This window comes from Erythrobacter sp. NAP1 (genome assembly GCF_000152865.1).
GTDB lineage: Bacteria > Pseudomonadota > Alphaproteobacteria > Sphingomonadales > Sphingomonadaceae > Erythrobacter.
The window spans coordinates 1,345,287-1,371,535 of the sequence record NZ_CH672390.1 but is presented as its reverse complement, the minus strand read 5'-3'; the positions used below and the strand labels follow the sequence as shown (position 1 = coordinate 1,371,535).

The window sequence follows — 26,249 nt, the reverse complement described above, 5'->3', positions numbered from 1 at the left end:
CTGACGCATGACCCTTTCTCAAGTCCAAGTCCGCAAAGATGCGCTGACCGATGCCGAAACCGTTGAAACCGAGGCAGGCGCGCTCGCAAACGGCGCGATCCGGCTCGAAGTCGAGAGCTTTTCGGTAACGGCGAACAACATCACCTACGCAGTGGTGGGCGATGGATTTGGCTACTGGAATTTTTTCCCACCGACCGGCGGCGACACCGAGGGCAAGGGCATCGTCCCCATGTGGGGCCACGCCAGGGTGGTTGAGAGCAACTCTGACGAAATTGCCGTTGGCGAGCGGGTTTACGGCTACCTCCCGATGGCAACGCATCTCGATGTCATTCCCGGAAAGGTGTCGGACAGCGGCTTCATGGATATGGCGGACCATCGTCAGCCGATGAGCCCGATCTACAATCAGTACTCGCGCCTCGCCGCCGATCCGGAGCATGACCCTGCGCGTGAAGCAGAGCGCATGATTTACGGCCCGCTGTTCAAGACCGGCTTCCTGATCGAATACTTCATGCGCAAGGAAGGCTGGTTCGGTGCGAAAGAAGTGATCCTGACCAGCGCCTCATCGAAAACGGCGATGGGGCTTGCCAGCGTCGCCAAGCAGAATTCTCCCGATGTGAAGCGCGTTGGCCTGACGTCCGAAGGCAATGTCGAATTTGTCGAAAAAACCGGCCTTTATGACGCGGTCTACACCTACGCGGAGATTGGGACGCTTTCGCTGAACGACTGTGTCACGGTCGACTTCGCCGGCAATGCCGAGGTGCTTGGCAAACTGCACGAGCACTTCAATGCCATGCTCAAATATTCGTGTCTCGTCGGGGCAACCCATATCGAGGCGCGTTCGAGCTTCAATGAGGATGGCGAACTTCCCGGACCCAAGCCGACCTTGTTCTTTGCGCCCGACCATGCGGTCGCGTTCTTCAAGGAGCACGGCCCTGTCGAAGGTGGCAAGCTCGTGGCGGCGACCTGGCACCAGTTCCTGCAATCGGTTGAAGGAGCGGTCGAGATCGCCAAGCTCTCAGGCATCGACGCAGCGCGTGAAACCTATCTCGAAATGGTCGGCGGAAGCGTCGATCCGGCCAAGGGGATCGTGGTCGAGCCTTAAGGCTCAATCGGGCTCTACGACCGCATAGTTGAACAGGCCCGAGCGCTGCGCAGCGTGGCGCTCGACCATTTTCTGCTGCGTGTCAGGCTCGGTCGGGATGATGCACCAGCCGCCGCCCATGGCGAGATTAGCGTCGACTCCCTCTGCTAGCACTTCGGGGCCGGGCTGAGCGCGCCAGTGGTCTCCGACCTCGTCGGGGCTCTGCCGCGCCCCGCCGAAACGTTCGGGTCTTGCCTGCGCCGCGTTCCAGATCTGAGTGTTGAGGATGCCGGGACACAGGATCGTGACCCCGATATCTTCTTCGGCAAGCTCTGCGGTCAGCGCTTCACCGATGGCGGCGGTCATCTGCTTGGTCGTGGCATAGAGTGTAAACGGCCCGCTGACCGGTGTCACCGAAGCCGAGCTCGCGGTGATCCCGACATGGCGCGCGCCGTCGCGGGCCTTGAGTGATGGCAACCATGCGCGGGCTGTGTGCATCGGCCCCATCACGTTCACACCGATCAGCCAGTCGAGCGTGCGCGTCTTTGCGCCGCTGACAGTATCCGCGCTACCAACGCCCGCATTGATCCATAGGAGCGAGGGTTCGACCCCTTGCGCGATCAGTTTCTCGGCAACGCGCTTCGTTTCCTTCGCGTCCGACACATCGCATCCATGCGCGACCGACGCATCGCCGCACATGCGCGCAGTTTCCTCCGCCTCGTAAGCATCGATATCGAGCGCGCAGATTCTCATCCCCTTGGCGGCGAAGTGCTGGGCGAGCCATCGCCCGATGCCGCGGCCAGCGCCGGTGATGACGGCCCAGTCGCCGGGCTTTGGTTCAAATGCGCTCACTCGGCCGCTTCCGCCAGTTCGGCGCGCTGTGGGCCACGGATCAAGCCGCCGGGCGTCTCACCGGTCCACTTGCCTTCCTCAAACGTGACCACGCCGTTCTTGATCGTGCAGGCGTAACCGTCGGCCTTTTGCAACAGGCGCTTGCCACCCGCGGGAAGGTCGAAGGCGAGCCATGGGCGGCCCAGTTTGAGGCGCTCCATGTCGATGACATTGATATCAGCGAGATAGCCCGGCGCGATGACGCCGCGATCTTCGAGACCGTAAAGCATGGCGGTGTCGCGGCACTGACGCTTGATCGCATTTTCGAGCGTGATGCGATCCCCGCGCTTGCGATCGCGAACCCAGTGTTCGAGCATGAAGGTGGGCGAGGCTGCATCGCAGATCGTTCCGCAATGCGCGCCGCCATCGGACAGCGAATTGACAGTATCGTCGGCGTGCTGGAGCGGGTAGAGGAAGTCGAGATTGCCTTCCGCATAGTTGAGGATCGGCAGGTAAATGAAGCCGGTCCCATCCTCGCGGCAGAGCATGTCGTAGGCGTATTCCTGCGGGTCCACGCCAGCGGCCTTGGCGCGCGCGTTCACGCTGGCGGTTTCGTCCGGTTCGTAATCGAAATCCGGGTCCATTTCGTATTGCAGCGCCCAGCCTTGGGTGATGACCATGACAACACCGATGATGTCCATCGGCGCTTCGGAATAGTCGTTGGCTTCGGAAAGCAGCTGTTTCTTGAACGCAGGATCGAGCAATTTGGCTTTCTGCTCTTCCCAGGGAAGCTCTGCAATCGCCTGCCAGCTGGGGCGGTAGACGAAGGGGTTTACCGTGCCCTGCCACGCCATGATGATGCCGTTTCCGCGAAGCGCGATCTGGGCAACGATGTTGGCGCCGTTGTCATTCTCGGCGCGCATCGTCTCGATCTGCTCCTTGAGCGGCATTTCCTTGGCGATGCTTTCGAGCGCGGCGAAGGTTACCGGGATGCCAGCTTCGCGGCTCAGCTTGCCCATCCATTCAAACTCGTTCCAGTCGCGCTGGAGGTCGCTTGCCATCTCGAACACGGCATGGCCGCCTGCATCCTTGGCGCGGCCCATCGCATGGCCGATGGCGACCAGTTCTTCGGGCGTCGCGGTGGTGCCGGGGACTAGCTCTCCGTCGACAGACTTGTGCAGGACGGTTCGCGAGGTCGAAAAACCAAGAGCACCGGCGCGCACGCCTTCTTCGACGATTGCGCTCATCTTGGCGATATCTTCGGAGGTGGGAACGGCACCCGGCTGCTCGCGATCGCCAAGCACATAGGCGCGAACCGCGCCATGCGGAACGTGAGTGCCGATATCGACCGTCCGGGGCAGCTTTTCGAGCGCGTCGAGATATTCGGGGAAGGTCTCCCAATCCCAGGTGATCCCTTCGGCCAGAGCTGTGCCGGGGATGTCCTCGACCCCTTCCATCAGACTGATCAGCCATTCGTGCCGGTCCGGCTTGGCAGGCGCGAAACCGACGCCGCAATTGCCCATGACGACCGTAGTGACGCCGTGCCAGCTTGAGGGAGCCATCTCCTGATCCCAGGTCGCCTGCCCATCGTAATGCGTGTGAATGTCGACGAAGCCTGGCGCGACGATTTTGCCGGTCGCATCGATCTCGCGCGCTGCGTCCCCGGTTACCGTCCCGACCTGAGCAATCAGCCCGTCCTTGACCGCGACGTCTCCGGCGAAACGCTCTGCGCCCGTTCCATCGACGATGGTTCCGCCTCTGATGATGAGGTCGAATGCTGGCATGAAATGTCTCCTCTCTCAGTCGTGGAAGGTCTCACAATGAAACCTGCTTGTCCAGAACGAGCACGGCTCGGACTGGCCCGATGCTCGCGCCGGTGTTAGCCATGCGGCATGGAGAGAAAACCAAGCTGGAATCCGCCCGCAGACAGCGGCATTGCCATTCGCTGGGTGGAGGCGAACGGGCTGACTTTCGAAGTTGCCGAGACGGGTGAGGGCGAGCATCTGGCGCTTTGCCTGCATGGCTTCCCCGAACTGCATTATTCGTGGCGGCACCAGATGCCTGTTCTGGCTAATAAGGGCTACCGCGTCTGGGCCCCTAACCTGCGCGGCTATGGCGCGACGGACCGGCCCGAGGGCACTGACGCTTATCGTTTGCGCACGCTCGCGCAGGATGTGGCGGCGCTCATCGATGCAAGCGGCGCAAAGGAGGTCACGCTCATCGCGCATGACTGGGGTGCGATCATCGCGTGGTATTTTGCGATCCTGAAGGTTCGCCCGCTCACCCGCCTCGTCATCCTCAACGTGCCGCATCCGCGTTGCGCGCGGCGTGAGCTCAAGCATTGGCGGCAGCTCAGAAAAAGCTGGTACATCTTCTTCTTCCAGCTGCCCTGGATACCCGAATGTTTGCTCGGTCGAGGGCGTGCTGCACCGATCGGGCGCATTTTCCGCGATTCAGCGGTGAACAAGTCGCTGTTCACTCGCGAAGAAGTCGCGCCCTATCGCGAGGCAGCGGCGCAGCCGGGCGCTCTGACCGCGATGTTCAACTATTACCGTGCACTGCTGCGCCGACCCGATGCGCGCGATACCGGCGCTGGCTTGGTCGATGTGCCGACACTGGTGCTGTGGGGCGAGCAGGACGTCGCGATCGACATCCATGTGCTCGACGGGATGGAGGAGTATGTGAGCGACCTCACCGTGCGCCGCTACCCGCACGCCTCGCACTGGGTGCAGCAGGACATTCCAGACGAGATCAACGAGGCACTGAGCGAATGGCTGCCTGACGTCTAGGCGGCTTCGGCGCTTTCGTTCTCGGTTGCGGGCCGGTCGAGGAATTCGCGGATCGAGTCCACGCTCTCGTCCTTGTGGCTCAGCAAGAAAAGGTGCCCGCCGCCGAGCATGATCTTGAGCTCGCTATTGGGGATTAGTGCGTTCAGGAACTTGCCGTTCGCCAGCGGCACGATGGCATCTTCATCGCCCATCATGATCAGAGTTTCCTGATTAAGCAGGAAGGGCAGGGCAGGTGCGCTGGTCCAGCCGATCATGCAAAGCAACTGGTACATATAGCCGCGCGGTGATGGCGGCTGAAGGCGCGACATATGCCCCTTTTTGCCCGGACCTGCTCCAAGGCCCTCGCCATAGAGCGTCTCGAAATTCTGCATCATGTAGTCTGTGTCGACGTAGCGACGCGGATTGGCCATCTTGGTCAGCGCTTTGGGGCTGCCCGGCATCATCAGCATGCCTGCGCTGGTCGCGATCAGGACCAGACGGCGCACGCGGCCTGCATGTTGCATTGCGAAATGCTGTGCCATCCCGCCGCCCCAGCTGATGCCCATCACATCAACATCGCCAACGCCCAGATGATCGAGCAGCTGCGCAGCAGTCCAGCTCATGGTGAAGGGGTTGTACGGCATGAGCGGGTCAGGTGAACCGCCAACGCCCGGCATGTCGAACATGATGAAGGGACGCTCTGGCAGGGCCTCTGCCAGGGGAGCAACCGCTTCTATATTCGCGCCAATGCCGTTGAAGAAAAGGACTGGCAGATGGTCGGAAGGCTCATCGAGCCGCCAGCGTGCAACCCTGAGAGTGCGTCCGCCCACCTGTTCCATCGAAACGACCGCCCCGTGCATGGGGTCGTCCTTGGTTTCGCTCACTATCGTACCGTCCTTTTGATGCGCGCGTGATCCCGAGCGCCTGTCTTGGGTGGGAGGCACGCATCGCAGATCCCTTGCGAAACGTGCCTCCCATAAGCTCTTTAGTTGTTATCTGAAACGGGCCTTATCAGACTTCTTCGATTACGTAGAGTCCCGGAGCGCTTTCCATCGCCGGATGCGCGTCGCTGCCCACAGTTTCGGGCGCTGCGACCTTCTTGCCCGAGCGTTTCTGGATCCATTCCATCCACAGCGGCCACCAGCTGCCTTTCACCTCTTCGGTGCCCTGCAACCATTCGTCCGCTGTTGCAGGAAGCTTGCCCTTCTTCTTCTGGACAAAGTACTTCGCCTTGGGATTGCTGGGCGGGTTGAGGATCGCCTGCATGTGGCCCGATTGCGAGAGGACATAGGTGACGTCCTTCGAACCGAACAGCTGCGTTGAGCGATAGGTCGCCTTCCACGGAGTGATGTGGTCGGTCACGCCGCCAAGGATGAACAGGTCGCTCGTCACCTTCGACAGGTCGATCTTGTGTCCGGCCATCTCGACCTCGCCCTTCTTGGTGAAGGCGAGCGTTTCGTAGATTGTCAGGAAGTCGCCCATCAGGCTGGCAGAAAGGTTGGTCGCATCGGCGTTCCAGAACAGCACGTCGAATGCTGGCGGGTCCATGCCGAGCAGGTAGTTGTTGATGACGTAATTCCAGATGAGATCGTTCGGCCGCAGCCAGGCAAAGCCGCGCGCAAGATCATCGGCCTTGATGATCCCGGCTTTTTCCGCACGCTGGCGGGCGATCTGCATGCCGTTTTCACTGACGAGCGAGCCTGCCTCGATGTCCGTTGCCTTCGGGTGCAGCACGCAGACCATCATCGTCAGCGTGCCGAGGATATCGTTGCCTTGGGCTGCCAGCTTCGATGCGAGCACCGCCGCGGTCTGACCGCCCGAGCAACCCGAAGACACGTTGACCTTGGGCGATCCGGTGATTTCGGAAGTGACTTCGAGCGCTTTCTCACAAGCGGCGATGTAATCGTCCATGCCCCAGTGGCCCTGTTCCTTGGACGGGTTGCGCCACGAGATAACGAAGGTCTGGATACCATTATCGACCTGCCACTTGATCACCGACTTCTCGGGCGAGAGGTCGTTGATATACATCTTGTTGATCTGCGGCGGGATGGTGAGCTGCGGGGTCTCGTAAACCTCATCCGTGGTCGGTGCGTACTGGATCAGCTCCATGATCTCGTCGCGGTAGACGACGTTGCCCTTCGAGGTCGCGACATTCTCGCCCAGCTTGAACGGACGCTTGTCGACCTGGCTGACCATACCCTTGTTATGCACGAGGTCATTGTAGGCGTTCTGCAGACCCTTGATGAGGCTGAGGCCGCCTGAATTGATGATCTGCTTTTGCGCCGCAGGGTTGCCCGCAAGCGTGTTCGTCGGCGCAATGCCGTCGAGGATGATGTTGGCGATGAAGTTCGCGCGGTTGCGCTCCAGCTCGTCGAGCTCAAGCTCTTTCAGCCAATTGCTCATCCCCTTCTGGATCGCGAGATAATACTGCGCGCCAGCCCGGAAGAACGGGTTGTACTGCCACGCCGGGTCCATGAAGCGCTTGTCCTTGGGGTGAGGGGCAAGGTCGCTCTGGCCTGTCATGATCTTGACCATGTCTTCGCCTATCGTGCGCGCATGGCGCATGGCGCGGCTCGGATCGGAAGCGGTCTCGCGCAGAAGCAAAGCGACCGCGCCGACGAAATCTTCACGCGCAACGCCGATCAGCGGCCCCAGCGCATTGGTCGATTGTGCGGCTTCGTTTTCGAGCGTTACCTTGGCTTCCGACATCCTAGTCCCCTTGTTTTCGGCAGCTTATGCTTAAGCATATAGCGCGTGTCACGCGCCTAGATGGCGTGCCTTTGGGCGAGAGGCAAGTCGGCTCGTCGCTGTGTCAGTGCGGCCCGTGCGTTTGTCCGGGTTAGCCATTCCTTCACCACTTTATGGTTACTGAAACCGTCGCATTAGAAATAATGGTTAGGGAACATGGCTTCATTGCTTTCGAAACTCGCCGGTGGAGGCGGGAGCGGCTCTGCCAACCGAAAGGGTTCGCCGGGTGACGCGAATGATCACAGTCGGCGTGCGGACCTGCTTGCCGGACTGGAGAAGGCTGATCTTGGCTGGTTCTGGGAAACGGACGCTTCGGGCCAACTGACTTACCTTTCTCCAAAGGCATGCAAGTCGCTTGGGCTGGAGGCCGAGGAGCTTCTCGGCAAGGAACTGACCGAATTCATGGCGACCGACAATTCGGGCGCCACCGGAAGCACATCGCGTCCGCTCAAATTCCGCTTGAAATCACGCAGTCCGATCTCGCGCCTCAATGTCGAGATAACGGCGGCTAACAAGGAAGTCTGGTGGGAAATCTCAGCCGGTCCGCGCCTTGATGCGCAAGGCGAATTTCGTGGCCTTCATGGCACTGCGCGCGATGTAACGAAGGCGCTGGCCGAAGCCCGCGAGGCGGAGCATGCGGCGCAGTTCGATTCCCTCACAGGCCTCGCGAACCGTGCGCGCATGACTCACATGCTCGACTCCACGCTGACCGCTTTCAAGCAGTCCAAGCGTTCGGTGGCGATCATGCTGATGGACCTCGACCGGTTCAAGAAGGTCAACGACACGCTCGGACACCCGGCGGGCGATGAACTGCTGGTGCAGGTGGCTGAGCGGCTTGGTCGCATCTATGAGCAGCGCGGCGGCGAAATTGGGCGACTTGGGGGCGACGAATTCCAGGTCATCATTCCCGATATGGACGATCGCGGTGAACTGGCCGATCTTGCCAACAAGATGGTCCAGATGGTCTCACAGCCATACACAATCGCGGGGACGCGCGCGATTATCGGATGCTCGATTGGCATTGCGGTGGCGCCATATGACGGGATCGACGCAAGCGAACTGATCAAGTCTGCCGACCTGGCGCTGTACTCGGCCAAGGACGCAGGGCGGGGCCAATTCAAGTTCTACTCGGCAGAATTGAGCGCAGAGGCCGATTTTCGCCAGCGCATCGAAGATGACCTTCGCGACGCGATCGCAAATGACGAGCTCGCGGTTCACTATCAGCCGATTGTCGATGCCCGAACGCACAAGGTGTCGTGCCTTGAAGCCCTGCTTCGCTGGGAACACCCACATCGCGGCTTTGTTTCGCCCACGGATTTCATTCCTGTCGCCGAAGAGCAGGGAATGATTGGCGAGATCGGCGAATGGGTCCTGCGTAAAGTCTGCGATGATCTCGCACACTGTCCGCCTGAAATCAGGGCGGCGGTCAATGTCTCTGCCATCCAGTTCCAGGGCGAAAACTTTGTCGGAATGGTCAAGGAGGTCATTCAGGACACCGGGATCAAACCGTCTCGTATCGAGCTCGAAATCACCGAGAGCGTTTTCGTCGGCGATCTGGAAGAGACCATTGCGCAGTTTAAGAAACTGAAGCGCATCGGCATCCGCCTTTCACTCGATGATTTCGGGACAGGCTATTCGTCTCTGAGCTATTTGCAGAACGCGCCGTTCGACAAACTCAAGATCGACCAGAGCTTCGTTCGTGGATGCGCGTCCGAGGACGCAAATAACGGCATTCTCGTCGCAGCGATCGTTTCGATGGCGTCCGCGATGGGAATGGAAACCGTGGCGGAAGGGGTCGAGGCCAAGGACGAATACAATATGGTTGTCCAGCATGGCGCTGGGCTTCTTCAGGGCTATTTGTTCTCCGGCGCGCTGACGTTCGAGCAGCTCATGGAGCGTTTCGACACAGGCGAAATCGAATTCAAACCGCGCGGGCCAGAAAAATACCGCGCCGAACGCCACACCGAGTTCCGCAAGATCGGCCTCGTACACGGCGATGCGCGCTACAATGTCATCCTTCGCAACATCTCAAAGACCGGCGCCATGATCGACGGGCTGCTTGATGTTCCTGTTGATACGGACGTGGTGCTTGATCTGGGCGGAGGCCAGCTGGCGGTTGCGACCGTGAAGCGTTCGGATGGGTCGATCCAGGGGGTAGAGTTCGAAACTCCGCTCATCAGCAATGGGTCGAACGGCCTTTGCACCCGTCACCGTGTCTCGCCCTATCAGATCGAAGCGGCGGGTCGAGCCTACGGCGCAATTGACGACAACGACGTTGTGGCTGTCACAGGCGGAACTGGCGGTTCAAAGACCTTCCTCGAGGTCGACATCACAAAATACGGTCTCTGACGCAGCAGCAGGTCACTTTCTGCGTTAGCTGTCAGGATTTTTTACACGTTAACTAAGGTCATTAGGCTAATAATAACCAACCGGATTTACGGCTGGGCAAGAACGGTAATGCGTCCAATTCCGGGCGCAAGGGAAGGGAAGTCGCCAGGTGCCCCTCAAGGGTTTCTTGTCATCGAGGAAAACTAGCGCAGGCAGTGCGGCCAGTGCCCTGTCTGATGCCGAGAAGCTGTCCATGCTTGATGAGCTCGAAAGGTCCGGCCTCGGCTGGTTTTGGGCAAGCGACAAGGACGGCAAGGTCACTTACATGAGCAGCGCGATTGCCGAGCGCCTCGAACTCCCGCTTTCCGAAATCATCGGCCAACCGCTCGCCAGTGTGTTCGTTTCCGCTGACCGGGAAGGGCGCACCAAGTCGCTTTCGCTTATGCTGGGCGCTCACAAATCGTTCAGTGGCTTCGCGGTGCGCGCGGAAAAGCGACCCGAAGGCGCGGTTCTCAGACTGTCGGGCCAGCCTTCCTTCAACGGCAAGACTTTCGTTGGCTTTCGGGGCACCGGTTCCGACATAACCGACGAATATCACCGCGAGGAAGAGACCGAGCGGCTGGCGAAGTACGATTCGCTGACCGGCCTGTCGAACCGCCACCGCATGAAGCACCAGATCGAGACGACGCTCACCGCATTTCAGGCGGCAAAGCGCAATTGCGCGATCCTGATGCTCGATCTCGACAAGTTTAAGCACGTCAACGACACGCTCGGCCACTCGGCAGGCGATGAGCTGCTGCGCCAGGTGTCCGACCGGCTTCAGCGTTCGATTGAGGTCGAATGCGAGATCGGACGCCTTGGCGGCGACGAATTCCAGGTGATGATCCCCGATCAGGACGACCGCGGCGTGCTGAGCGAAATCGCGATGAAGATCATCACGATGCTCAAGCAGCCCTATTCGCTCGACGAAGGCCGCGCCATCATCGGCTGTTCCGTCGGCATCGCGATTGCCCCGCATGACGGCGTGACGATGGACGAGATCGTCCGCAACGCCGACCTTGCGCTTTACGCGGCGAAGAATGGTGGGCGAGGGCAGTACCGCTTCTTCTCTGGCGAGCTTGAGAACGAAGCCATCTTCCGTCGCAGGCTCGAAGAGAATCTCGGCGAAGCGGTTCGCGAAGAGCAGCTTTTCCTCAAATACGAACCGATGGTCGATGCCGCGACCCAGACCGTGCGCGCCCTTGAAGCGCATATCTGCTGGAACCACGAACAGCGCGGCGAGATCGACGAGATCGAGTTTGCATCGATCCTCGACGGCTCAAGTCAGGTTGGCGAGGTCGGCCTTTGGGCCATTCGCGAGGCGTGCCAGCAGGCAAGCACATGGCCCGACAGCATTCGCGTCGCGGTCAATGTGCCGGTTCCTCTCTTCACATCGGAAGGCTTCGTTGACGCGGTATCCGAAGCGCTCGAAGACGCTGACCTTCCTGCCAACCGGCTCGAGCTTGAAATCAGCGAGGCGGTGTTCTTCGGCGATACCGATGTGGTCGACCGCGTTCTCGCAGCCCTGTTCAAGCGTGGCATTCGCCTCACGCTCGATGAGTTTGGTTCAGGCTATTCCTCGCTCGCATACCTGCGCCGCGCTCCGTTCGACACCATCAAGATCGACGAGAAACTGGTCACCGAGGCCGAGGAGCATGACAGCCGAGAACTCGGCCTTATCCGTGCAATCGTCGCGCTCGCCGGAGCACTCGAGATGGATACGATCGCCAACGGGATCGAATCCGTAGAGCTTTTCGATCGCCTCAAGGAATGCGGCGTCAAGTTCATGGAAGGCCCGATCTATTCCGAGCCGGTAAACCGCGATGTTGTCGATGCCGAGCTTGCTGGCGAAGCGTGGAAGATCGCTCCAAGCGGCGATCGCACCAAGCGCGCACGCCGTCGCACGGTCTTCCGCAAGATCCAGATCATCCACGACGATCACTCTTACGAAGTCACGCTGCGCAATCTTTCGAAGACCGGCGCACTCATTCAAGGCCTCGCCAATGTCCCGAAGGGCACGCAATTCGTGGTCGACCTTGGTGCCGGCCAGCTGGCCGTGGCAACCGTGATCCGTACCAATGGCGATATCCAAGGCCTCGAATTCGAGCAGTCGCTGATCGACGATGGTTCGGGCGGACTGTGCACCCGTTACCGTGTCAGCCCCTACGCGCTCGCTTCGGCAGGGCGCCCGCTCGAAGCCTTGGCTCAGGGCGACTACAAGGCAATGCCGGGCGGCGGCCTTGGCCAATCGGGCAGCGTCCCGCAGTTCGCCTATGCCCCGCCGCCGCGAAACGAAGCGGCCTGAGACGTCCACCAGACAGGTTGCAATTTTCGCGAATGACATTGCGGCAGCGGATCGCTAAATGCGCATCCAAATGACTGACCTCTCAAAAATCCGCAATTTCTCGATTATCGCGCATATCGACCACGGCAAGTCCACGCTCGCAGACCGGCTGATCCAATTCACCGGCGGTCTGACTGAGCGCGAGATGTCCGAGCAGGTGCTCGACAACATGGACATCGAGAAGGAGCGCGGCATCACCATCAAGGCGCAGACCGTGCGCCTTAATTACACCGCCAAGGATGGCGAGACCTATCAGCTCAACCTGATGGACACGCCCGGCCACGTCGATTTCGCCTATGAAGTCAGCCGCAGCCTCGCTGCGTGCGAAGGCGCGCTGCTGGTGGTCGACGCGGCGCAAGGGGTCGAGGCCCAGACCCTCGCCAATGTCTACCAGTCGATCGAGCACGATCACGAGATCGTATCCGTCATCAACAAGGTCGACCTTCCCGCCGCAGAACCCGAGCGCGTGAAGGAAGAGATCGAGGAAGTCATCGGGCTCGATGCCTCCGACGCGGTCCTCACGTCCGCCAAGACCGGGATCGGCATCGAAGAAGTGCTCGAGGCGGTGGTCGCAAAGATCCCGCCTCCCAAGGGCGAACGTGACAAGCCGTTGAAGGCGAGCCTCGTCGACAGCTGGTACGATCCGTATCTCGGCGTCGTCATTCTTGTGCGCGTCATCGAAGGCGTTCTGACCAAGAGCCAGAACATCAAGTTTATGCAGGGCGGCACGCAGCACCTCGTCGACCGCGTAGGCTGCTTTACCCCCAAGCGCACCGATTTGCCGGAGCTGGGGCCGGGCGAGATTGGCTTCATCACCGCTCAGATCAAGGAAGTTGAACAAGCGCGCGTGGGTGACACGATCACCACCGTAAAGAACGGCGCGACCGAAGCGCTGCCGGGCTACAAGGAAGTTCAGCCGGTGGTGTTCTGCGGCCTGTTCCCGGTCGATGCCGCCGACTTTGAAAAGCTGCGCGAAAGCATCGGAAAGCTGCGCCTGAATGACGCGTCGTTCTCGTTTGAGATGGAAAGCTCTGCCGCGCTTGGTTTCGGCTTCCGCTGTGGTTTCCTCGGGCTCCTTCACCTCGAGATCATTCAGGAGCGCCTTTCGCGCGAATACGATCTCGACCTCATCACCACCGCGCCATCTGTGGTCTACCGCGTCCACCTCAACAAGTCGAAGACAGAGGACGCGACCACGATCGACATTCACAACCCCGCGGACTGGCCCGATGTCACCCGCATCGCGACCATCGAGGAACCTTGGATCAAGGCGGTGATCTACACGCCCGACGACTATCTCGGCTCGATCCTCAAGCTGTGCCAGGAGCGCCGCGGCATTCAGACCGACCTCACCTATGTCGGCGGACGCGCGCAGGTGACGTATGAACTTCCGCTCAACGAGGTGGTGTTCGACTTTTACGATCGCCTGAAGTCGATCAGCCGCGGCTATGCGAGCTTTGACTACGAGCAGATCGGTCTGCGCGAAGGCGACCTCGTGAAGATGAACATCCTCGTCAACAACGAGCCGGTCGACGCGCTCTCGCTGATCGTTCACCGCTCAGTCGCCGAAGAACGCGGCCGCGGCATGTGCGAGCGTCTCAAAGACCTCATTCCGCGGCACCTGTTCAAGATCCCGATCCAGGCTGCAATCGGCGGCAAGATCATTGCCCGCGAAACCATCGCCGCCCTGCGCAAGGACGTCACCGCCAAGTGCTATGGCGGCGATATCACGCGTAAGAAGAAGCTTCTGGAAAAGCAGAAGAAGGGCAAGGCGCGGATGCGCGAGTATGGCAATGTGAGCATCCCGCAGGAAGCCTTTATCGCCGCGCTGCGGATGGGTGAGGAATAACTCGCTCACTCAAGGCGCTGATAGTTGGCGCTTTTTTGCACCTGCGAAATAAAACAAGCCAAGCGCGCAATTTTGCGCTATCAGTGCCCGTTCACGGGCCAGCCTGACTGGCTGTTGCCCAATCGAGTCGAGCGCCAAGAGCGCGCCGGCTCGTTCCATTTTCGAGCGCGAGACTCCGCGCTCATACTCAAGCGAAATACCATGTCATTTGAAATTCTCCCGCCCGCCATTGGCGAGGCCTTGGCCGAACGCGGCTATTCCGAACCCACTCCTGTGCAGGCAGCCGCAATGGCCCCTGATTCCGCCGGACGCGACCTGATCGTTTCGGCCCAGACCGGCTCGGGCAAGACCGTCGCCTTCGGGATCGCGCTGGCGCAGGACATTCTTGACCAGATCAGCGGAACGCCGCTGCAAGAGAGGCCGCTGGTCCTGGCAATCGCGCCGACCCGCGAACTTGCCTTGCAGGTGAGCCGCGAGCTTGGCTGGCTTTACGCCAAGGCAGGCCTGCGCATCGCGACCTGCGTCGGCGGAATGGACGCGAGCAAGGAGCGCCGCGCGCTTCGGTCCGGGCCTGCCATCGTTGTCGGCACGCCGGGCCGTCTGCGCGATCACCTAGAGCGCGGCGCGCTGGACCTGTCGGGACTAATCGGCGTTGTTCTCGACGAGGCTGACGAGATGCTCGACATGGGCTTTCGCGAGGACCTTGAGGAAATCCTCGACGCAACGCCGGATACGCGCCGCACGTTGCTGTTTTCAGCAACCATGCCGCAGGCGATCGTTCGCCTTGCCCAGAAATACCAGTCGGACGCGCTGCGCCTGTCGCTGGGTGGCAAGGATCGTGGGCACGGCGATATTGAATATCAGGCGATCACCGTTGCCCCGTCCGAAATCGAGAACGCGGTTGTGAACCTGCTGCGCTTCCACGAGGCGGAATCGGCAATCTGTTTCTGCGCCACGCGCGAAAGCGTGCGGCGGCTTCATTCGGCGCTTCAGAACAGGGGCTTTGGCGTCGTTTCGCTGTCCGGCGAGAATTCGCAATCCGAACGCAATCAGGCGCTGCAGGCGATGCGCGACCGGCGTGCGCGGGTCTGCGTTGCAACCGACGTGGCCGCGCGCGGGATCGACCTGCCGACACTCAGCCTTGTCATCCATGTTGAAACGCCCCGCGATGCCGAGACGCTTCAGCACCGTTCGGGCCGCACGGGCCGTGCGGGCAAGAAGGGCACGGCGGCGATCATCGTGCCGTACAATCGCCGCAGGCGCGTCGATGCAATGCTGAATGGAGCAAAGATCAAGGCGCAGTGGCTCGACGCACCCAGTCCCGAGGCGATCCGCAAGAAGGATCACGCACGCCTCATGGAAAAACTCACCCAGCCGGCCGAGTACGAGGCAGACGATCGCGCGATCGCCAGCGAACTGCTCGCTCGCATGTCGCCAGAAGACATCGCGGCCGCTCTGGTGAAAGCGCATAGGGCCGAGCTGCCCGAACCCGAAGAGATGCTCGCCAACACGCCCGAGGCGCGCGAGAAGGCGAAGAAAGAGCGCCAGCGCCCCGGCTTCGAAGACACTGTGTGGTTCAAGATCGGCGTTGGGCGCAGGCACAATGCAGAGCCGCGCTGGCTCTTGCCGCTGATCTGTCGCCGCGGCCACATCACTCGCAACGAAATCGGAGCGATCCGGGTCGGGCAGAACGAAAGCTGGTTCCAGATACCGCGTCCCATCGCTGCCAAGTTTGCCGATACGCTTGAGCAGACCTTTTCGGACAAGGATGACCAGGACGCGATCCTGATCGAAGAATCGGCAGAAGGACCCCGGATCGAGGCTCGGAACAACCGCAAGAACCATTCGGGCAAGCCTTTCGTGAAGCCGTTCGGGAAAGGCAAGAACGCCAGCCCGAGGGATGGCAACCCGCGTGAAAAGGGCGCGGGCTTCAAGTCAAAGCATGGCAAGCCGAACAAAGGCAACGGCCCAAAGAAACCGTTCAAGCCCAAGCGTTAAAGCCGCCAACAGGCCGCCAAACCGCGAAAGCCTTGTCTTGGCTGCGACCTAATCACAAAGTCGTTCTGCAAGAAAGTTGCGCGAACGGCTGTGGCCAACTTTGTTATCCTCAAGACCAGACTAACATTGGTTAGATAAGAGGGTGACAATCTGGCGGCTTGTCGCTTTAATCCTCATCGAATCGGGGAATTCGATGGGGGCAATCATGAAATTCGAACGGCTGTTTGCTGTATTCGCGGCAATTCTGGCTTTGGGCTTTATCGGCGTTTCGCCAGCTGCGGCGCAGGATGACAATCGTCCGATCGTCGGCATCGCTCAGATGGAAGACCTGACCGGCGGCGGCAATGCGGACAACTTCGTCGCGATGATCGAGACCGCGATCATCGGTTCGGGCAAGTTCCGTATTATCGAACGCGCGCGCCTTGCGACGCTGATGGAAGAGCAGGGACTGGCACTGAGCGGCACGACCACCACCAATCGCCCCGGCCAGGTTGGCGGCTTTGAAGGGGTCGATTACCTCGTTTACGGCACGATCTCGTCGATTTCCGCGACGAACCGCTCGGATATCGGTGGAAGCATGCTGCGCGGGCTGCTTGGTGGCAGCCGCAATCGGCCCGACTGCTACAAGACGCGCGTTCGCATGGAAGCGGACATCCGCATCACCGACACGAACACTGGCGAAGTGCGTTACGCGACCCGCATCAGCGAGGAACAGGACTCTGCCACCGTTTGCGGCGGCGGCAGCCAGATCGATTCTGCGGCTCTGCTGCGCTCGTCGGCTGACCAGATCGCAACCGGCCTCGTCACCGCGATCTTCCCGATCCAGGTGGCAGCGGTCCAGGGCGACGGCACGATCATCCTCAACTTCGGTCAAGGTGCGGTGCAGCGCGGTGACTTTCTCATGATCTATGGTGAAGCGACCGAGATCCCCGATCCTTCGGGAACCGGCACGATCAAGATTGACGGCGAACAGTTCGGCGCGATCCAGGTCACTGATGTCCAGACCGGCTTCAGCCGCGCCGTGCAGGTGACTCAATTCAGTCAGCCTTTGCAGGTCGGCGCGATTGCGCGCCCGACGGATAGCGACACGGTGCGTGATCTTGAACGCGCACAAAGGCGTCGCCGCTGATTAACGCGGCACGAGGCTGGCAGGGTTGCTGTGCCTCATCAATCACGGTGCATCCCGAGGGGGGGGGGGAACACGATGAAGGCTTTTCTTGCACGCTTAGCGTTCGCTCTGGGATTGCTCGGCGGGCTGTTCGCCCTGACAGCGACATCGGCCAGCGCTCAAGGCGAGACGCGGGTGCGCGTAGGGACCATCACCGCAGGGCAATCCTGCACGACATGGCGCAATTACGAAGGCAGCCGCCTGACCTATTCAGAAGCTGAATATGCCCGGTGGTGGGGCGCAGCGGCGGCGCGACGTTACTACCTGTCGCACACAACATGGCGCAGCTGGGTCGTGAAGGACTGCCAGGACAATTTCACCAGTCTGCGCGACACGGTCGAAGCCTCGCTTGCCTCGACCGGCAGGCTAACCGTTGGGCGAGGGGGCTACACGCTCGACATTCGCATCTCGAACATTTCCTCGACTCCGCCTGCAACCCGTCAACCGGTGCGCGGCGATGCATCTTATCGCACCAGCTGGGGCACCGCTTTGGTGACAGCCGATTACATCCTGCGCGATCGCAATGGCGACAGCGTTGATGGCGGTGCGATCACCAAGCGGATCGAGATGTCGCGGACGATCGACACCAATCGCATGAGCGTATCTGTTAGCGAGCCGGGCGCTGCGGTCTATAACCTGATGCAGAACGAGGTCGCGCTGGCAATCGCACGCGAAGTGACCTTCACGATCGAACCGGCAAGGGTGATCGCCGCTGAAGGCGACCGGATCGAGATCAATTACGGCCGCCCGCTCGTGGAACTTGGCGACAGGCTCGATGTGAAGAAAACGCGCGGGATCGGCTCGATCCGCTACCGTGTTGTTTCGGCGAGCGACAACGATGCCGTGGCCGAAGTCGATGGCGACAACGATACCTCGGATATCGAACCGGGAAATCTCGTGACCTTTATCGAGAAGGACTCCGACGCCGCCAACGCAAGGCGCTTTCAGCGCAGGCGCCTGCCTTAAGTTCAGCGCTGTAGCGGCGTGGACCGCTTTCCTACACGCGCCGTTTTGTGCGATGGAAACGCCATGCTCGGACGTCATTTCATGCGAACTTCGCCGGTGTGTGATGGCCGCTCAGCCAGGAGGTTGAACTATCTCGCTCTGGACCGTGTAACATGCGGTCCACTTCTCATTGTGCACGCCCCACAGGAAAAGCCGCAGGCTTCACTTGGCGTTCACTTTCGCGCTGGCTATACGCTCCTGTCATGACCACCAAGCTCACCATGCGTACCCGCCTCACGCGCGCCGTCCTGATCGGCGCCGGATTTGCCACCCTTGCTGCCTGTGGCGGCGGTTCTGCAGAAGAAGACGTGGCTTATGTCGCGCGCGACGTCGAATCGCTTTACGCCGAAGCGCAGCGCCGTCTCGATCGCGGCAACACGACGCTTGCCGCTGCATTGTTCGACGAGGTTGAACGTCAGCACCCCTATTCGCCATGGGCACGCCGTGCGCAGCTGATGAGCGCGTTCTGCTATTACATCGCGCGCGATTACAACAAGGCGATCCAGAACTCGCAGCGCTTCCTGTCGATCCATCCGGGTAACAAGGACGCGCCCTATGCGTACTACCTGATCGCGCTCTCCTATTACGAGCAGATCAGTGATGTGAACCGCGACCAGTCGATCACCGAGCAGGCGCAGATCGCGCTTCGCGAAGTGAACCGCCGTTTCCCGCAGACCGAATACGCTGCCGATGCGCGCTTGAAGCTCGACCTTGTGGCCGATCACCTCGCGGGCAAGGAGATGGAAATCGGGCGTTTCTACCAGCGCTCGGGCCGCTGGCTCGCCGCGCAGCTGCGCTTCCGCAACGTGGTCGAAACCTACGAGACGACCAGCCACACACCTGAGGCCCTTTACCGCCTCACAGAAAGCAGCCTTGCACTCGGCATTCGCGAGGAAGCGGTGAAGTATGCGGCTGTGCTGGGCGCCAACTATCCCGGCACCGAGTGGTACGACAAGGCCTACGAGCTGGTCGGCGACCACGCAAGCGGCGTCACCCCCAGCTAAGAGCTTGTCGCCTGATGACGGGCGAGTGTGATTGGGTTAGAGCGGGGCCACGATGCTGACCCGTCTGTCGATCCGAAACATCGTTCTTATCGAAGCGCTCGACCTCGATTTCGGGCGAGGGCTTGGCGTGCTTACCGGTGAGACCGGGGCGGGCAAGTCGATCCTGCTCGACGCCCTCGGACTGATTCTGGGCGACCGCGCGGAGACGGCGCTGGTACGCGCCGGTGAAGCCAAGGCGAGCGTCACGGCCAGCTTCGAGTTTGCCACGCTCCCGTCCGCGATTGCCGAAGCACTGGACGATGCCGACCTTGAGCTTGAGCCAGGCGAACCGCTGATCATCCGGCGGCAAGTGAAGGCCGATGGCGGCTCAAAGGCCTATGTCAACGATCAGCCGACCAGCGTGGCTCTGCTTCGCGCGCTCGCACCGGCACTGGTCGAACTGCACGGCCAGCACGACGATCGCGGCCTCGTAAACCCGCGTGGGCACCTCGCGCTGTTGGACAGGTTCGCAGGGACTGATCTTGCCCTTCTCGAAAGGCGCTTTGCAAGCTGGGCCAAGGCAGAAGCGCAGCTCTCCGAAGCACGCGATGCGGTTGAACAGGCCAAGGCTGACCAGGATCTCCTGATCGCGCATCTGGCTGAACTGACTGCGCTCGAACCGCAGGCCGGCGAAGAGGCAAGGCTCGCTGCAACGCGGGCCGACATGCAAAAGGGTGAGAAGCTGTCAGGCGAGCTGGAAGAACTGCGCCACGTCTGGGAAGGTTCGGACTCGCCGCTTGCCTCGCTCAGGGTGGCCGCTCGCAAACTTGACCGAATAGCCGAGCAGCATCCTCTGCTTGCAGAAGCTTTGGCCGCGCTGGACCGTGCTGTGATCGAAGCGGGCGAAGCGGAGGAGAAACTCGAATCCGCAGCCGAGGCGCTGGTGCATGATCCGCAGGCGCTCGACGCGGCAGAAACGCGGCTGTTCGAGTTGCGCGCGCTGGCTCGAAAGCACCGCTGCGAAGTCGACGAATTGCCAGAATTGATGCGCGATATGCGTGGCAAGCTCGACTCAATCGAGAGCGGAGAGGCTGAGCTCGACGCGCTGGAAGCCGCTGCGAAGGAGGCTCGCGAGGCCTATGGTGAGGCCGCAGGCATGGCGCATGAAGCCCGCATCGCGGCTGCCAAGCGCCTCGACCAAGCGGTCGCAGCGGAACTCGCGCCGCTCAAGCTTGATGCGGCGCGCTTCCTGACTGCCATCGGCAAACTGCCGCCTGACAAGTGGGGCAGGCTCGGCATGGACTCCGCTGAGTTCCTGATCGCCACCAATCCCGGTGCTGACTTTGCGCCGCTTGCCAAGATCGCCTCGGGCGGAGAGCTTTCGCGCTTCATCCTCGCCTTGAAGGTTGCCTTGGCAGAAAAGGGCGGGGCAGCGACGATCATCTTCGACGAAATCGACCGCGGCGTGGGCGGCGCAGTCGCAAGTGCGATCGGCGAAAGGCTTGCCAGGCTTGCTTCGGATGAAGGCCAGTTGCTTGCCGTCACGCACTCGCCACAGGTAGCTGCGCGCGGCCAGACCCATTACCTCATCGCCAAGGCATCGAGCGGAACTGTGACCAAGACCAGCGTGGTGCTGCTCGACGAGAGCGGCCGTCAGGAAGAGATCGCTCGCATGCTTTCAGGCGCGGAAGTGACACCGGAGGCGCGCGCGCAGGCAGATCGCTTGCTGGAAGGCGTGTGATGGATAGCGGCGAGGACTTTGAAGGCCTCTCTTCCGGCGAAACCGCTATGGTGGCCGGAGCAGCCATCCTCTCGCTTCTCGGCACGCTCGTGGGACTGGCGGGCTTGCTCATGTGGGGCATCCGCGCCTTCGATATGATGTTCCCGGTCTCGGGGGATGGCCCTCAGATGCTCGCTGACTTCGCGCCTTATCTGACGCTGTTGCACTTCGTGCTGACCGTGGTGATCACCATGTGCGGAGTTCTCAACCTCATGGTCGCGACACGCGGCCGGGATTTCGTCGATGGTGGCTGGAAGCGCTGGCTCTTGCTGTCCGCTCTGAGCGTTGTCGCGGGCGTGCTGTTCTTTGCCGTCCCCAACACTGTTTGATTGATCATCAAGGAGAGCGCTGAGGTGTCAGCCAATCCCGTCTCGCAAATGTCTGAAGCCGATGCTGCGAACGAATTGATGCGGCTTGCCAAGCAGATCGCGCATCATGACCGCCTTTATCACGCTGACGACGACCCAGAGATATCCGACCAGGAATACGACGCGCTGGTCAGGCGCAATCGCGAGCTGGAGGAAGCGTTTCCCCAACTGGTGCGGGAAGATTCCCCGTCGAAACGGGTAGGGCACGCGGTCGCTGCCTCGCCGCTTTCCAAAGTGACTCACGAAGTTCGCATGATGAGCCTCGACAATGCCTTCAACCGCGAAGAGGTCGAGGACTGGACGGCACGGATCCGTCGGTATCTCAATCTCGATGCGGACGAAGAGGTTGCCATCACTGCCGAGGACAAGATCGATGGCCTGTCCTGCTCGCTTCGCTATGAAAACGGCAAGCTGATGCGCGCAGCAACTCGCGGTGATGGACAGGTGGGCGAGGATGTGACGCCCAATGTCGGGTACATCTCCGACATTCCGCAAGAGCTCCCGGATGGCGTGCCTGAGGTCTTCGAGGTGCGCGGCGAGGTCTATATGTCGCGCGCCGACTTTGCCGCTCTCAACACCGCGCAGGAAGAGGCAGGGGGCAAGCTGTTCGCCAATCCGCGCAACGCGGCAGCGGGTTCGCTGCGTCAGAAAGATGCGAGTGTAACTGCCAAGCGCCCGCTCAAGTTCTGGGCCTATGGTTGGGGCGCAGCCTCCGATGTGCCCTGCGAGAGCCAGAACGACATGATGCGGATGATCGAGAGTTGGGGCTTCCCTCTATCTCCGTTCCTGACCCGCACGATGAGCGTTGACGAAATGATCGCGCATTACGAGGAAATCGGGCGCCAGCGACCTGACCTAGGCTATGAGATCGACGGGGTGGTCTACAAGGTCGACCGGCTCGACTGGCAGCAACGCCTCGGCTTTGTGGCAAAAGCTCCGCGTTGGGCGCTCGCGCACAAATTCCCGGCGGAGAAGGCTCAGACAACGCTTGAGGCGATTGATATCCAGGTCGGGCGCACGGGTAAGCTGACACCCGTGGGCAGGCTTGCTCCGGTTCTGGTCGGCGGGGTGACTGTCACCAACGTGACGCTCCACAATCGCGACGAGATCGAGCGTCTCGGCGTGCGTCCGGGCGACCGGATCGTGATCCAGCGCGCGGGCGATGTGATCCCGCAAGTTGTGGAAAACCTTACGCGCGATGAAGAGCGCGAGCCCTTCGTCTTCCCTGATCACTGTCCCGAGTGCGACAGCGAGGCTGTGGCCGAGGAAGGCGAGGTCGATGTGCGCTGCACCGGTGGTCTCATCTGTCCGGCGCAACGCACTCAAAGGCTTGAGCATTTTGTCAGTCGGAAAGCCCTCGACATAGATGGATTTGGTTCGAAAACCATTGCGCAATTCTTCGCGCTTGGGTGGCTCGAAAGCCCCGCCGACATCTTCCGATTGAAAGACCGACGCGAGGATATCCTCGCGCTCGAGGGATGGCAGGACAAGTCTGTGGATAACCTGTTGGCCTCTGTGGAGAACCGCCGCGAGCCTGACGCAGCGCGCCTCTTGTTCGGACTCGGCATCCGACATGTCGGCGAGGTCACCGCGCGGGACTTGTTGAAGCATGTTCACGAACTGCCTGCTCTTCGTACAATCGCCGAGAAGGCGCGCGCAGGCGATGAGGACGCGGCCAGCGAACTCACTGCGATTGACGGCATCGGCCCTAGCGTTGTCGAGGCTTTGGGCGACTTCTTCCACGAGCCGCACAATGTCGCAGTGTGGGAGGACATCCTGTCCGAAGTCACCCCGCCGCGCTATGAAGTCGAAACGCTCGATAGCCCTGTCGCTGGTAAAACGGTGGTTTTCACAGGCAAGCTTGAGACGATGAGCCGCGACGAGGCCAAGGCGCAGGCCGAACGTCTGGGCGCAAAAGCAGCAGGCTCTGTGAGCGCAAAGACCGATCTGCTCGTTGCCGGACCCGGAGCGGGATCGAAACTGAAGAAGGCAGAGCAGCTGGGCATCGAAGTCGTCGACGAAGCAGGCTGGGCTGAGATCGTCGCAAAAGCGGGGTAGGTCCATCAGATTTCAGCAAGTTCTTTGGAAACCTCTTCGCTTCAACGTGTAGTATCAGCATGAGCAAAATGACCGGCTTTCGATTTCTCGCTCTATTTCTCCCCATCTTGGCGCTCGTCGTATGGATAGCCGCGAGCGCAGAGGGCGAAGGGCAGCCAAGCACGATTGTGGCACTTGATGCTCCCTCCATCGCTATTGCCATAGCAACCCCGGAGGAGCGAGCGTTCGAGCAAAGGCTCGAAGAGATTGGGGCATCTCTCACCGGAACCGTCGGCATCGCGGTGCAGGACGTAGAGACGGGCGAGCTCTACGAGTTCAACGGCGACGAACTGCTGCCCCAGCAAAGTGTGACCAAATTGTGGGTTGCGATGGCGGCGCTGTCTCAGGTGGATCAGGGCGACCTGAATCTAACCGAGAGGGTGCGCATCGGGCGCGATGACCTGACCCTTTTCCATCAGCCGGTCAGAGAGATCGTGAAGGCTCGCGGGAGCTATGACACGAACTACCGCGATCTTTTTGAAAGGTCGATCACGCGCAGCGACAACACCGCCAACGACCGGCTCTTGCGCCGCATTGGCGGGCCCGATGCTGTGCAGCAATGGCTTGATGACAAAGGATTGACGGGGATCCGCTTCGGCACCGATGAGCGCTCCAAGCAAAGCGCAATTGCAGGGCTAGATTGGTCGCCCTTCTATTCGATCGGTCGGCAGTTCTACGAAGCGCGTGACCGAGTGCCCGACGCTATGAGGCGAGCCGCGTTCGAAGGATACCTCGCCGACCCGATCGATGGAGCGAGCGCAAATGCCATCGCTTCCGCCCTCACGAAACTGGCGAGAGGTGATTTGCTCGATACGGACACGACCAGATTGTTGAGAGACACGCTCGAACAGACGCGCAGCGGACCGAGGCGTTTGAAAGGCGGCGCTCCTGAGGGTTGGCGGGTCGAACACAAGACCGGGACCGGACAAGTCTACGGCAATGAGCAAAGTGGCTACAATGATGTAGGCATTCTCACATCGCCCGACGGCCGCGAATATGCGATCGCAGTTCTCATTGGTAGAACCAGTGAGCCGACACCTGCGCGAATGGAGATGATGCAGCAGGTGACGTCAGCCACCGCCCAGTTTCACGAGGATCGCAAAGATGCAGCAGGCGAGCCTATGCTGGCAGGAGCGGACAGTTGAGCGAACTTGAGCAGTCTCACAAACAAGCGCTGGATGTGGCCCGGCTACTGCGCGCTCGCGGCGAAAAGCTTGCGGTGGCCGATGGCGCGACTGGTGGGCTTATCGCCGCAAGTCTCCTCACTGTTTCCGGAGCGCTCGACTTCTTCGTTGGAGGAGGTGTCGTCTATTCGTTCCGTGCCAGAGACGTCCTGTTCGACCTCCCGCGCGTAGCCTACAAGGGCATGCGCGGAGCGACCGAAGATTACGCCTTGTTGCAGGCCCGCGCGATCCGCGACAATTTCGGCGCAGATTGGGGCCTGGCGGAAAGCGGCTCGGTAGGAGGCAGTTCAAATCATCCCACCGGCGCAGCTGCAGGCCGCAGTGTTGCTGCGCTGGTTGGACCGGGCGGAGAGTTCACCGCGGTGCTCGAAACACATAGCGACGACCGGATCGCCAACATGCACGCCTTTGCAGGCAATGCCCTCAACCTGGTCTTTCGCTCTCTGGCTAAGGCCTAGTCGTTCGGCATAATGTAGATTTCGCGCACCGCGGCGGTCTTCGGTTGCGATAGGGCGTAAACTACCGCATTCGCGACATCTTCGGGCTGGATCTTGGTCGGCTTGGGCTCATCGAAAAAAGCCGTATCGACCATGCCAGGTGCGATCACCGTCGCCCTACCACCCCATTCACGCATTTCCTCAGCGAGGTTTTCGCCAAAGCCATGCACGAAGTGCTTGGTCGCCGAGTAGACCGACCCCTTAAAGCTGTCGCGTCCTGCCTTCGAGCCGGTCACAACGTAGTGCCCCTTCGTCTCCTTAAGATAAGGCGTCGCATAGTGAGCGAGTAACAATGGCGCGAGCACGTTGACGTGGATCATGTCGTGCCACTCATCCGGGTCGCCGTTCTCGATGCCCGGCTTTTCCACTCCGGTCCCCGCATTGGCAAAAACAGCGTCAATCTGTCCGAACTTAGCCTTTGTCTTCTCCAGCGCTTCGCTGATGTCTTCTCGCTTCGTCACATCGCATGGCAGGGCAAGCGCGGCATCGCCAATTTCACCTGCTAACGCCTCGATCTTGTCAGCTGAGCGGGCACAGAGTGCAACATTCCAGCCAGCATCTGCCGCCGCTTTCGCCGTGGCAGCGCCGATGCCTGAAGATGCACCGGTAATGAGGAGTGTCTTGCTCATGTGAAATTCCTTCGGATTTGAATTGCTTTTGCCTGAACAATGGAAGGACGCACCCTCGCGTTCCCAAATATTTTTTCATTGCCGTGTCGAATCCAGGTTGCACCGCGCGTCTTCGTGTCAGAGCTTCGCCAAGGTGGCGCGGCTGGATACGAAGAGGACGTGACATGCAATATATGCTGCTGATCAATGAAGATGAGAGCATCTACGAGGGCGACGATGGTGCCAAGCTGATGGAAGAAACGCTTGCCGGCCACATGGCTCTGGCTCAGGCATGGGCCGAGAAAGGTGTCGCTTTTTCAGGTGAGCGACTGAAGCCCGGATCAACTGCCACCACGATCAAGTGGAATGCCGGGTCGCACACACTGCACGATGGCCCCTTTGCCGAGACGCACGAGGAACTCGGCGGATTTTACATCATCGACGTTCCCTCGCTCGACGAAGCGCTTGAATGGGCAAAACAGATCCCCGTTCCTGGCAAGGGCGCGGTTGAGGTTCGCCCGATCTGGCCAATGGAAGGGTGAGCCTAGCGCGCGAGATTGCCGATGCACGGCC

Annotated in this window: 20 protein-coding genes; 15 read left to right on the top strand and 5 right to left on the bottom strand. The window is 60.7% G+C overall.

The window, feature by feature from the left end:
- The first annotated feature begins 7 nt into the window (after nucleotides 1-7).
- Nucleotides 8-1,102: a DUF2855 family protein gene (locus NAP1_RS06445; protein ID WP_007164441.1), complete on the top strand. Its 1,095-nt coding sequence runs from the start codon at nucleotides 8-10 to the stop codon at nucleotides 1,100-1,102.
- Nucleotides 1,103-1,105: 3 nt separating this feature from the next.
- On the opposite strand, the gene NAP1_RS06440 is transcribed toward NAP1_RS06445, so the two are convergent.
- Nucleotides 1,106-1,933 (bottom strand): SDR family oxidoreductase, encoded by an 828-nt coding sequence (locus NAP1_RS06440; RefSeq protein ID WP_007164440.1) that lies wholly within the window; start codon nucleotides 1,931-1,933, stop codon nucleotides 1,106-1,108.
- Nucleotides 1,930-3,696, bottom strand: a complete 1,767-nt coding sequence (locus tag NAP1_RS06435; RefSeq protein WP_007164439.1) for an amidohydrolase family protein — start codon at nucleotides 3,694-3,696, stop codon at nucleotides 1,930-1,932. The genes NAP1_RS06440 and NAP1_RS06435 overlap by 4 nt, the downstream gene beginning before the upstream one ends.
- A 108-nt stretch (nucleotides 3,697-3,804) precedes the next feature.
- On the opposite strand from NAP1_RS06435, the gene NAP1_RS06430 reads away from it, so the two are divergent.
- Nucleotides 3,805-4,701, top strand: coding sequence for an alpha/beta fold hydrolase (locus NAP1_RS06430; RefSeq protein WP_007164438.1), 897 nt, complete (start codon nucleotides 3,805-3,807; stop codon nucleotides 4,699-4,701).
- Here NAP1_RS06430 and NAP1_RS06425 read toward each other — a convergent pair.
- Both NAP1_RS06425 and NAP1_RS06420 read right to left on the bottom strand, forming a co-directional pair.
- The gene (locus NAP1_RS06425; RefSeq protein WP_007164437.1) at nucleotides 4,698-5,564 is read right to left on the bottom strand and encodes an alpha/beta fold hydrolase; all 867 of its coding nucleotides are present in this window, start codon (nucleotides 5,562-5,564) and stop codon (nucleotides 4,698-4,700) included. The two genes, NAP1_RS06430 and NAP1_RS06425, sit on opposite strands and share 4 nt — an antisense overlap.
- A gap of 127 nt (nucleotides 5,565-5,691) precedes the next feature.
- Entirely contained in the window at nucleotides 5,692-7,389 is a 1,698-nt protein-coding gene (locus NAP1_RS06420; RefSeq protein ID WP_007164436.1) for an alpha/beta hydrolase, read from the bottom strand.
- 195 nt (nucleotides 7,390-7,584) lie between these two features.
- On the opposite strand from NAP1_RS06420, the gene NAP1_RS06415 reads away from it, so the two are divergent.
- The 12 genes from NAP1_RS06415 (at nucleotide 7,585) to NAP1_RS06360 (ending at nucleotide 25,029) form a co-directional block, all read left to right on the top strand.
- Nucleotides 7,585-9,777, top strand: coding sequence for an EAL domain-containing protein (locus NAP1_RS06415; protein WP_007164435.1), 2,193 nt, complete (start codon nucleotides 7,585-7,587; stop codon nucleotides 9,775-9,777).
- A 232-nt stretch (nucleotides 9,778-10,009) separates the two neighbouring features.
- On the top strand, nucleotides 10,010-12,100 hold the full coding sequence (locus tag NAP1_RS06410; protein WP_007164434.1) for a bifunctional diguanylate cyclase/phosphodiesterase: 2,091 nt from the start codon (nucleotides 10,010-10,012) through the stop codon (nucleotides 12,098-12,100).
- Between the two features lie 70 nt (nucleotides 12,101-12,170).
- On the top strand, nucleotides 12,171-13,988 hold the full coding sequence (lepA, locus tag NAP1_RS06405) for a translation elongation factor 4 (RefSeq protein WP_040464787.1): 1,818 nt from the start codon (nucleotides 12,171-12,173) through the stop codon (nucleotides 13,986-13,988).
- 201 nt (nucleotides 13,989-14,189) lie between these two features.
- Nucleotides 14,190-15,986, top strand: a complete 1,797-nt coding sequence (locus tag NAP1_RS06400; protein ID WP_007164432.1) for a DEAD/DEAH box helicase — start codon at nucleotides 14,190-14,192, stop codon at nucleotides 15,984-15,986.
- Nucleotides 15,987-16,191: 205 nt separating this feature from the next.
- The gene (locus NAP1_RS06395) at nucleotides 16,192-17,115 is read left to right on the top strand and encodes a CsgG/HfaB family protein (RefSeq protein ID WP_162013472.1); all 924 of its coding nucleotides are present in this window, start codon (nucleotides 16,192-16,194) and stop codon (nucleotides 17,113-17,115) included.
- A gap of 75 nt (nucleotides 17,116-17,190) precedes the next feature.
- Entirely contained in the window at nucleotides 17,191-18,120 is a 930-nt protein-coding gene (locus NAP1_RS06390; RefSeq protein ID WP_007164430.1) for a hypothetical protein, read from the top strand.
- A 242-nt stretch (nucleotides 18,121-18,362) separates the two neighbouring features.
- Complete coding sequence (locus NAP1_RS06385) at nucleotides 18,363-19,163, top strand: outer membrane protein assembly factor BamD (protein ID WP_007164429.1); 801 nt, start codon at nucleotides 18,363-18,365, stop codon at nucleotides 19,161-19,163.
- Between the two features lie 52 nt (nucleotides 19,164-19,215).
- Nucleotides 19,216-20,883, top strand: a complete 1,668-nt coding sequence (gene recN / locus NAP1_RS06380; protein WP_007164428.1) for a DNA repair protein RecN — start codon at nucleotides 19,216-19,218, stop codon at nucleotides 20,881-20,883.
- Nucleotides 20,883-21,251, top strand: a complete 369-nt coding sequence (locus NAP1_RS06375) for a hypothetical protein (RefSeq protein WP_007164427.1) — start codon at nucleotides 20,883-20,885, stop codon at nucleotides 21,249-21,251. The genes recN and NAP1_RS06375 overlap by 1 nt, the downstream gene beginning before the upstream one ends.
- A gap of 48 nt (nucleotides 21,252-21,299) precedes the next feature.
- Nucleotides 21,300-23,348 carry an NAD-dependent DNA ligase LigA gene (gene ligA, locus NAP1_RS06370; RefSeq protein ID WP_040464784.1) on the top strand — a complete coding sequence of 683 codons (2,049 nt, stop codon included), beginning with the start codon at nucleotides 21,300-21,302 and terminating at the stop codon, nucleotides 23,346-23,348.
- 59 nt (nucleotides 23,349-23,407) lie between these two features.
- Entirely contained in the window at nucleotides 23,408-24,532 is a 1,125-nt protein-coding gene (gene bla, locus NAP1_RS06365; protein WP_007164425.1) for a class A beta-lactamase, read from the top strand.
- Nucleotides 24,529-25,029 carry a CinA family protein gene (locus NAP1_RS06360; protein ID WP_007164424.1) on the top strand — a complete coding sequence of 167 codons (501 nt, stop codon included), beginning with the start codon at nucleotides 24,529-24,531 and terminating at the stop codon, nucleotides 25,027-25,029. Before bla ends, NAP1_RS06360 begins: the two co-directional genes overlap by 4 nt.
- Here NAP1_RS06360 and NAP1_RS06355 read toward each other — a convergent pair.
- Nucleotides 25,026-25,697 (bottom strand): SDR family oxidoreductase, encoded by a 672-nt coding sequence (locus NAP1_RS06355; RefSeq protein ID WP_007164423.1) that lies wholly within the window; start codon nucleotides 25,695-25,697, stop codon nucleotides 25,026-25,028. The two genes, NAP1_RS06360 and NAP1_RS06355, sit on opposite strands and share 4 nt — an antisense overlap.
- A 164-nt stretch (nucleotides 25,698-25,861) precedes the next feature.
- On the opposite strand from NAP1_RS06355, the gene NAP1_RS06350 reads away from it, so the two are divergent.
- Nucleotides 25,862-26,218, top strand: a complete 357-nt coding sequence (locus tag NAP1_RS06350; RefSeq protein WP_007164422.1) for a YciI family protein — start codon at nucleotides 25,862-25,864, stop codon at nucleotides 26,216-26,218.
- The last annotated feature ends 31 nt before the right edge of the window (nucleotides 26,219-26,249 follow it).

Bases quoted from the DNA above. Each gene is read 5' to 3' on its own strand.
- NAP1_RS06355 (WP_007164423.1), bottom strand. From the start codon at position 25,697: ATGAGCAAGACACTCCTCATTACCGGTGCATCTTCAGGCATCGGCGCT.
- NAP1_RS06420 (WP_007164436.1), bottom strand. From the start codon at position 7,389: ATGTCGGAAGCCAAGGTAACGCTCGAAAACGAAGCCGCACAATCGACC.
- NAP1_RS06410 (WP_007164434.1), top strand. From the start codon at position 10,010: ATGCTTGATGAGCTCGAAAGGTCCGGCCTCGGCTGGTTTTGGGCAAGC.
- lepA (WP_040464787.1), top strand. From the start codon at position 12,171: ATGACTGACCTCTCAAAAATCCGCAATTTCTCGATTATCGCGCATATC.
- bla (WP_007164425.1), top strand. From the start codon at position 23,408: ATGAGCAAAATGACCGGCTTTCGATTTCTCGCTCTATTTCTCCCCATC.
- ligA (WP_040464784.1), top strand. From the start codon at position 21,300: ATGTCTGAAGCCGATGCTGCGAACGAATTGATGCGGCTTGCCAAGCAG.
- NAP1_RS06415 (WP_007164435.1), top strand. From the start codon at position 7,585: ATGGCTTCATTGCTTTCGAAACTCGCCGGTGGAGGCGGGAGCGGCTCT.
- NAP1_RS06350 (WP_007164422.1), top strand. From the start codon at position 25,862: ATGCAATATATGCTGCTGATCAATGAAGATGAGAGCATCTACGAGGGC.
- NAP1_RS06445 (WP_007164441.1), top strand. From the start codon at position 8: ATGACCCTTTCTCAAGTCCAAGTCCGCAAAGATGCGCTGACCGATGCC.
- NAP1_RS06390 (WP_007164430.1), top strand. From the start codon at position 17,191: ATGAAGGCTTTTCTTGCACGCTTAGCGTTCGCTCTGGGATTGCTCGGC.
- NAP1_RS06430 (WP_007164438.1), top strand. From the start codon at position 3,805: ATGGAGAGAAAACCAAGCTGGAATCCGCCCGCAGACAGCGGCATTGCC.
- NAP1_RS06375 (WP_007164427.1), top strand. From the start codon at position 20,883: ATGGATAGCGGCGAGGACTTTGAAGGCCTCTCTTCCGGCGAAACCGCT.
- NAP1_RS06395 (WP_162013472.1), top strand. From the start codon at position 16,192: ATGAAATTCGAACGGCTGTTTGCTGTATTCGCGGCAATTCTGGCTTTG.
- NAP1_RS06435 (WP_007164439.1), bottom strand. From the start codon at position 3,696: ATGCCAGCATTCGACCTCATCATCAGAGGCGGAACCATCGTCGATGGA.
- recN (WP_007164428.1), top strand. From the start codon at position 19,216: ATGCTGACCCGTCTGTCGATCCGAAACATCGTTCTTATCGAAGCGCTC.
- NAP1_RS06400 (WP_007164432.1), top strand. From the start codon at position 14,190: ATGTCATTTGAAATTCTCCCGCCCGCCATTGGCGAGGCCTTGGCCGAA.
- NAP1_RS06385 (WP_007164429.1), top strand. From the start codon at position 18,363: ATGACCACCAAGCTCACCATGCGTACCCGCCTCACGCGCGCCGTCCTG.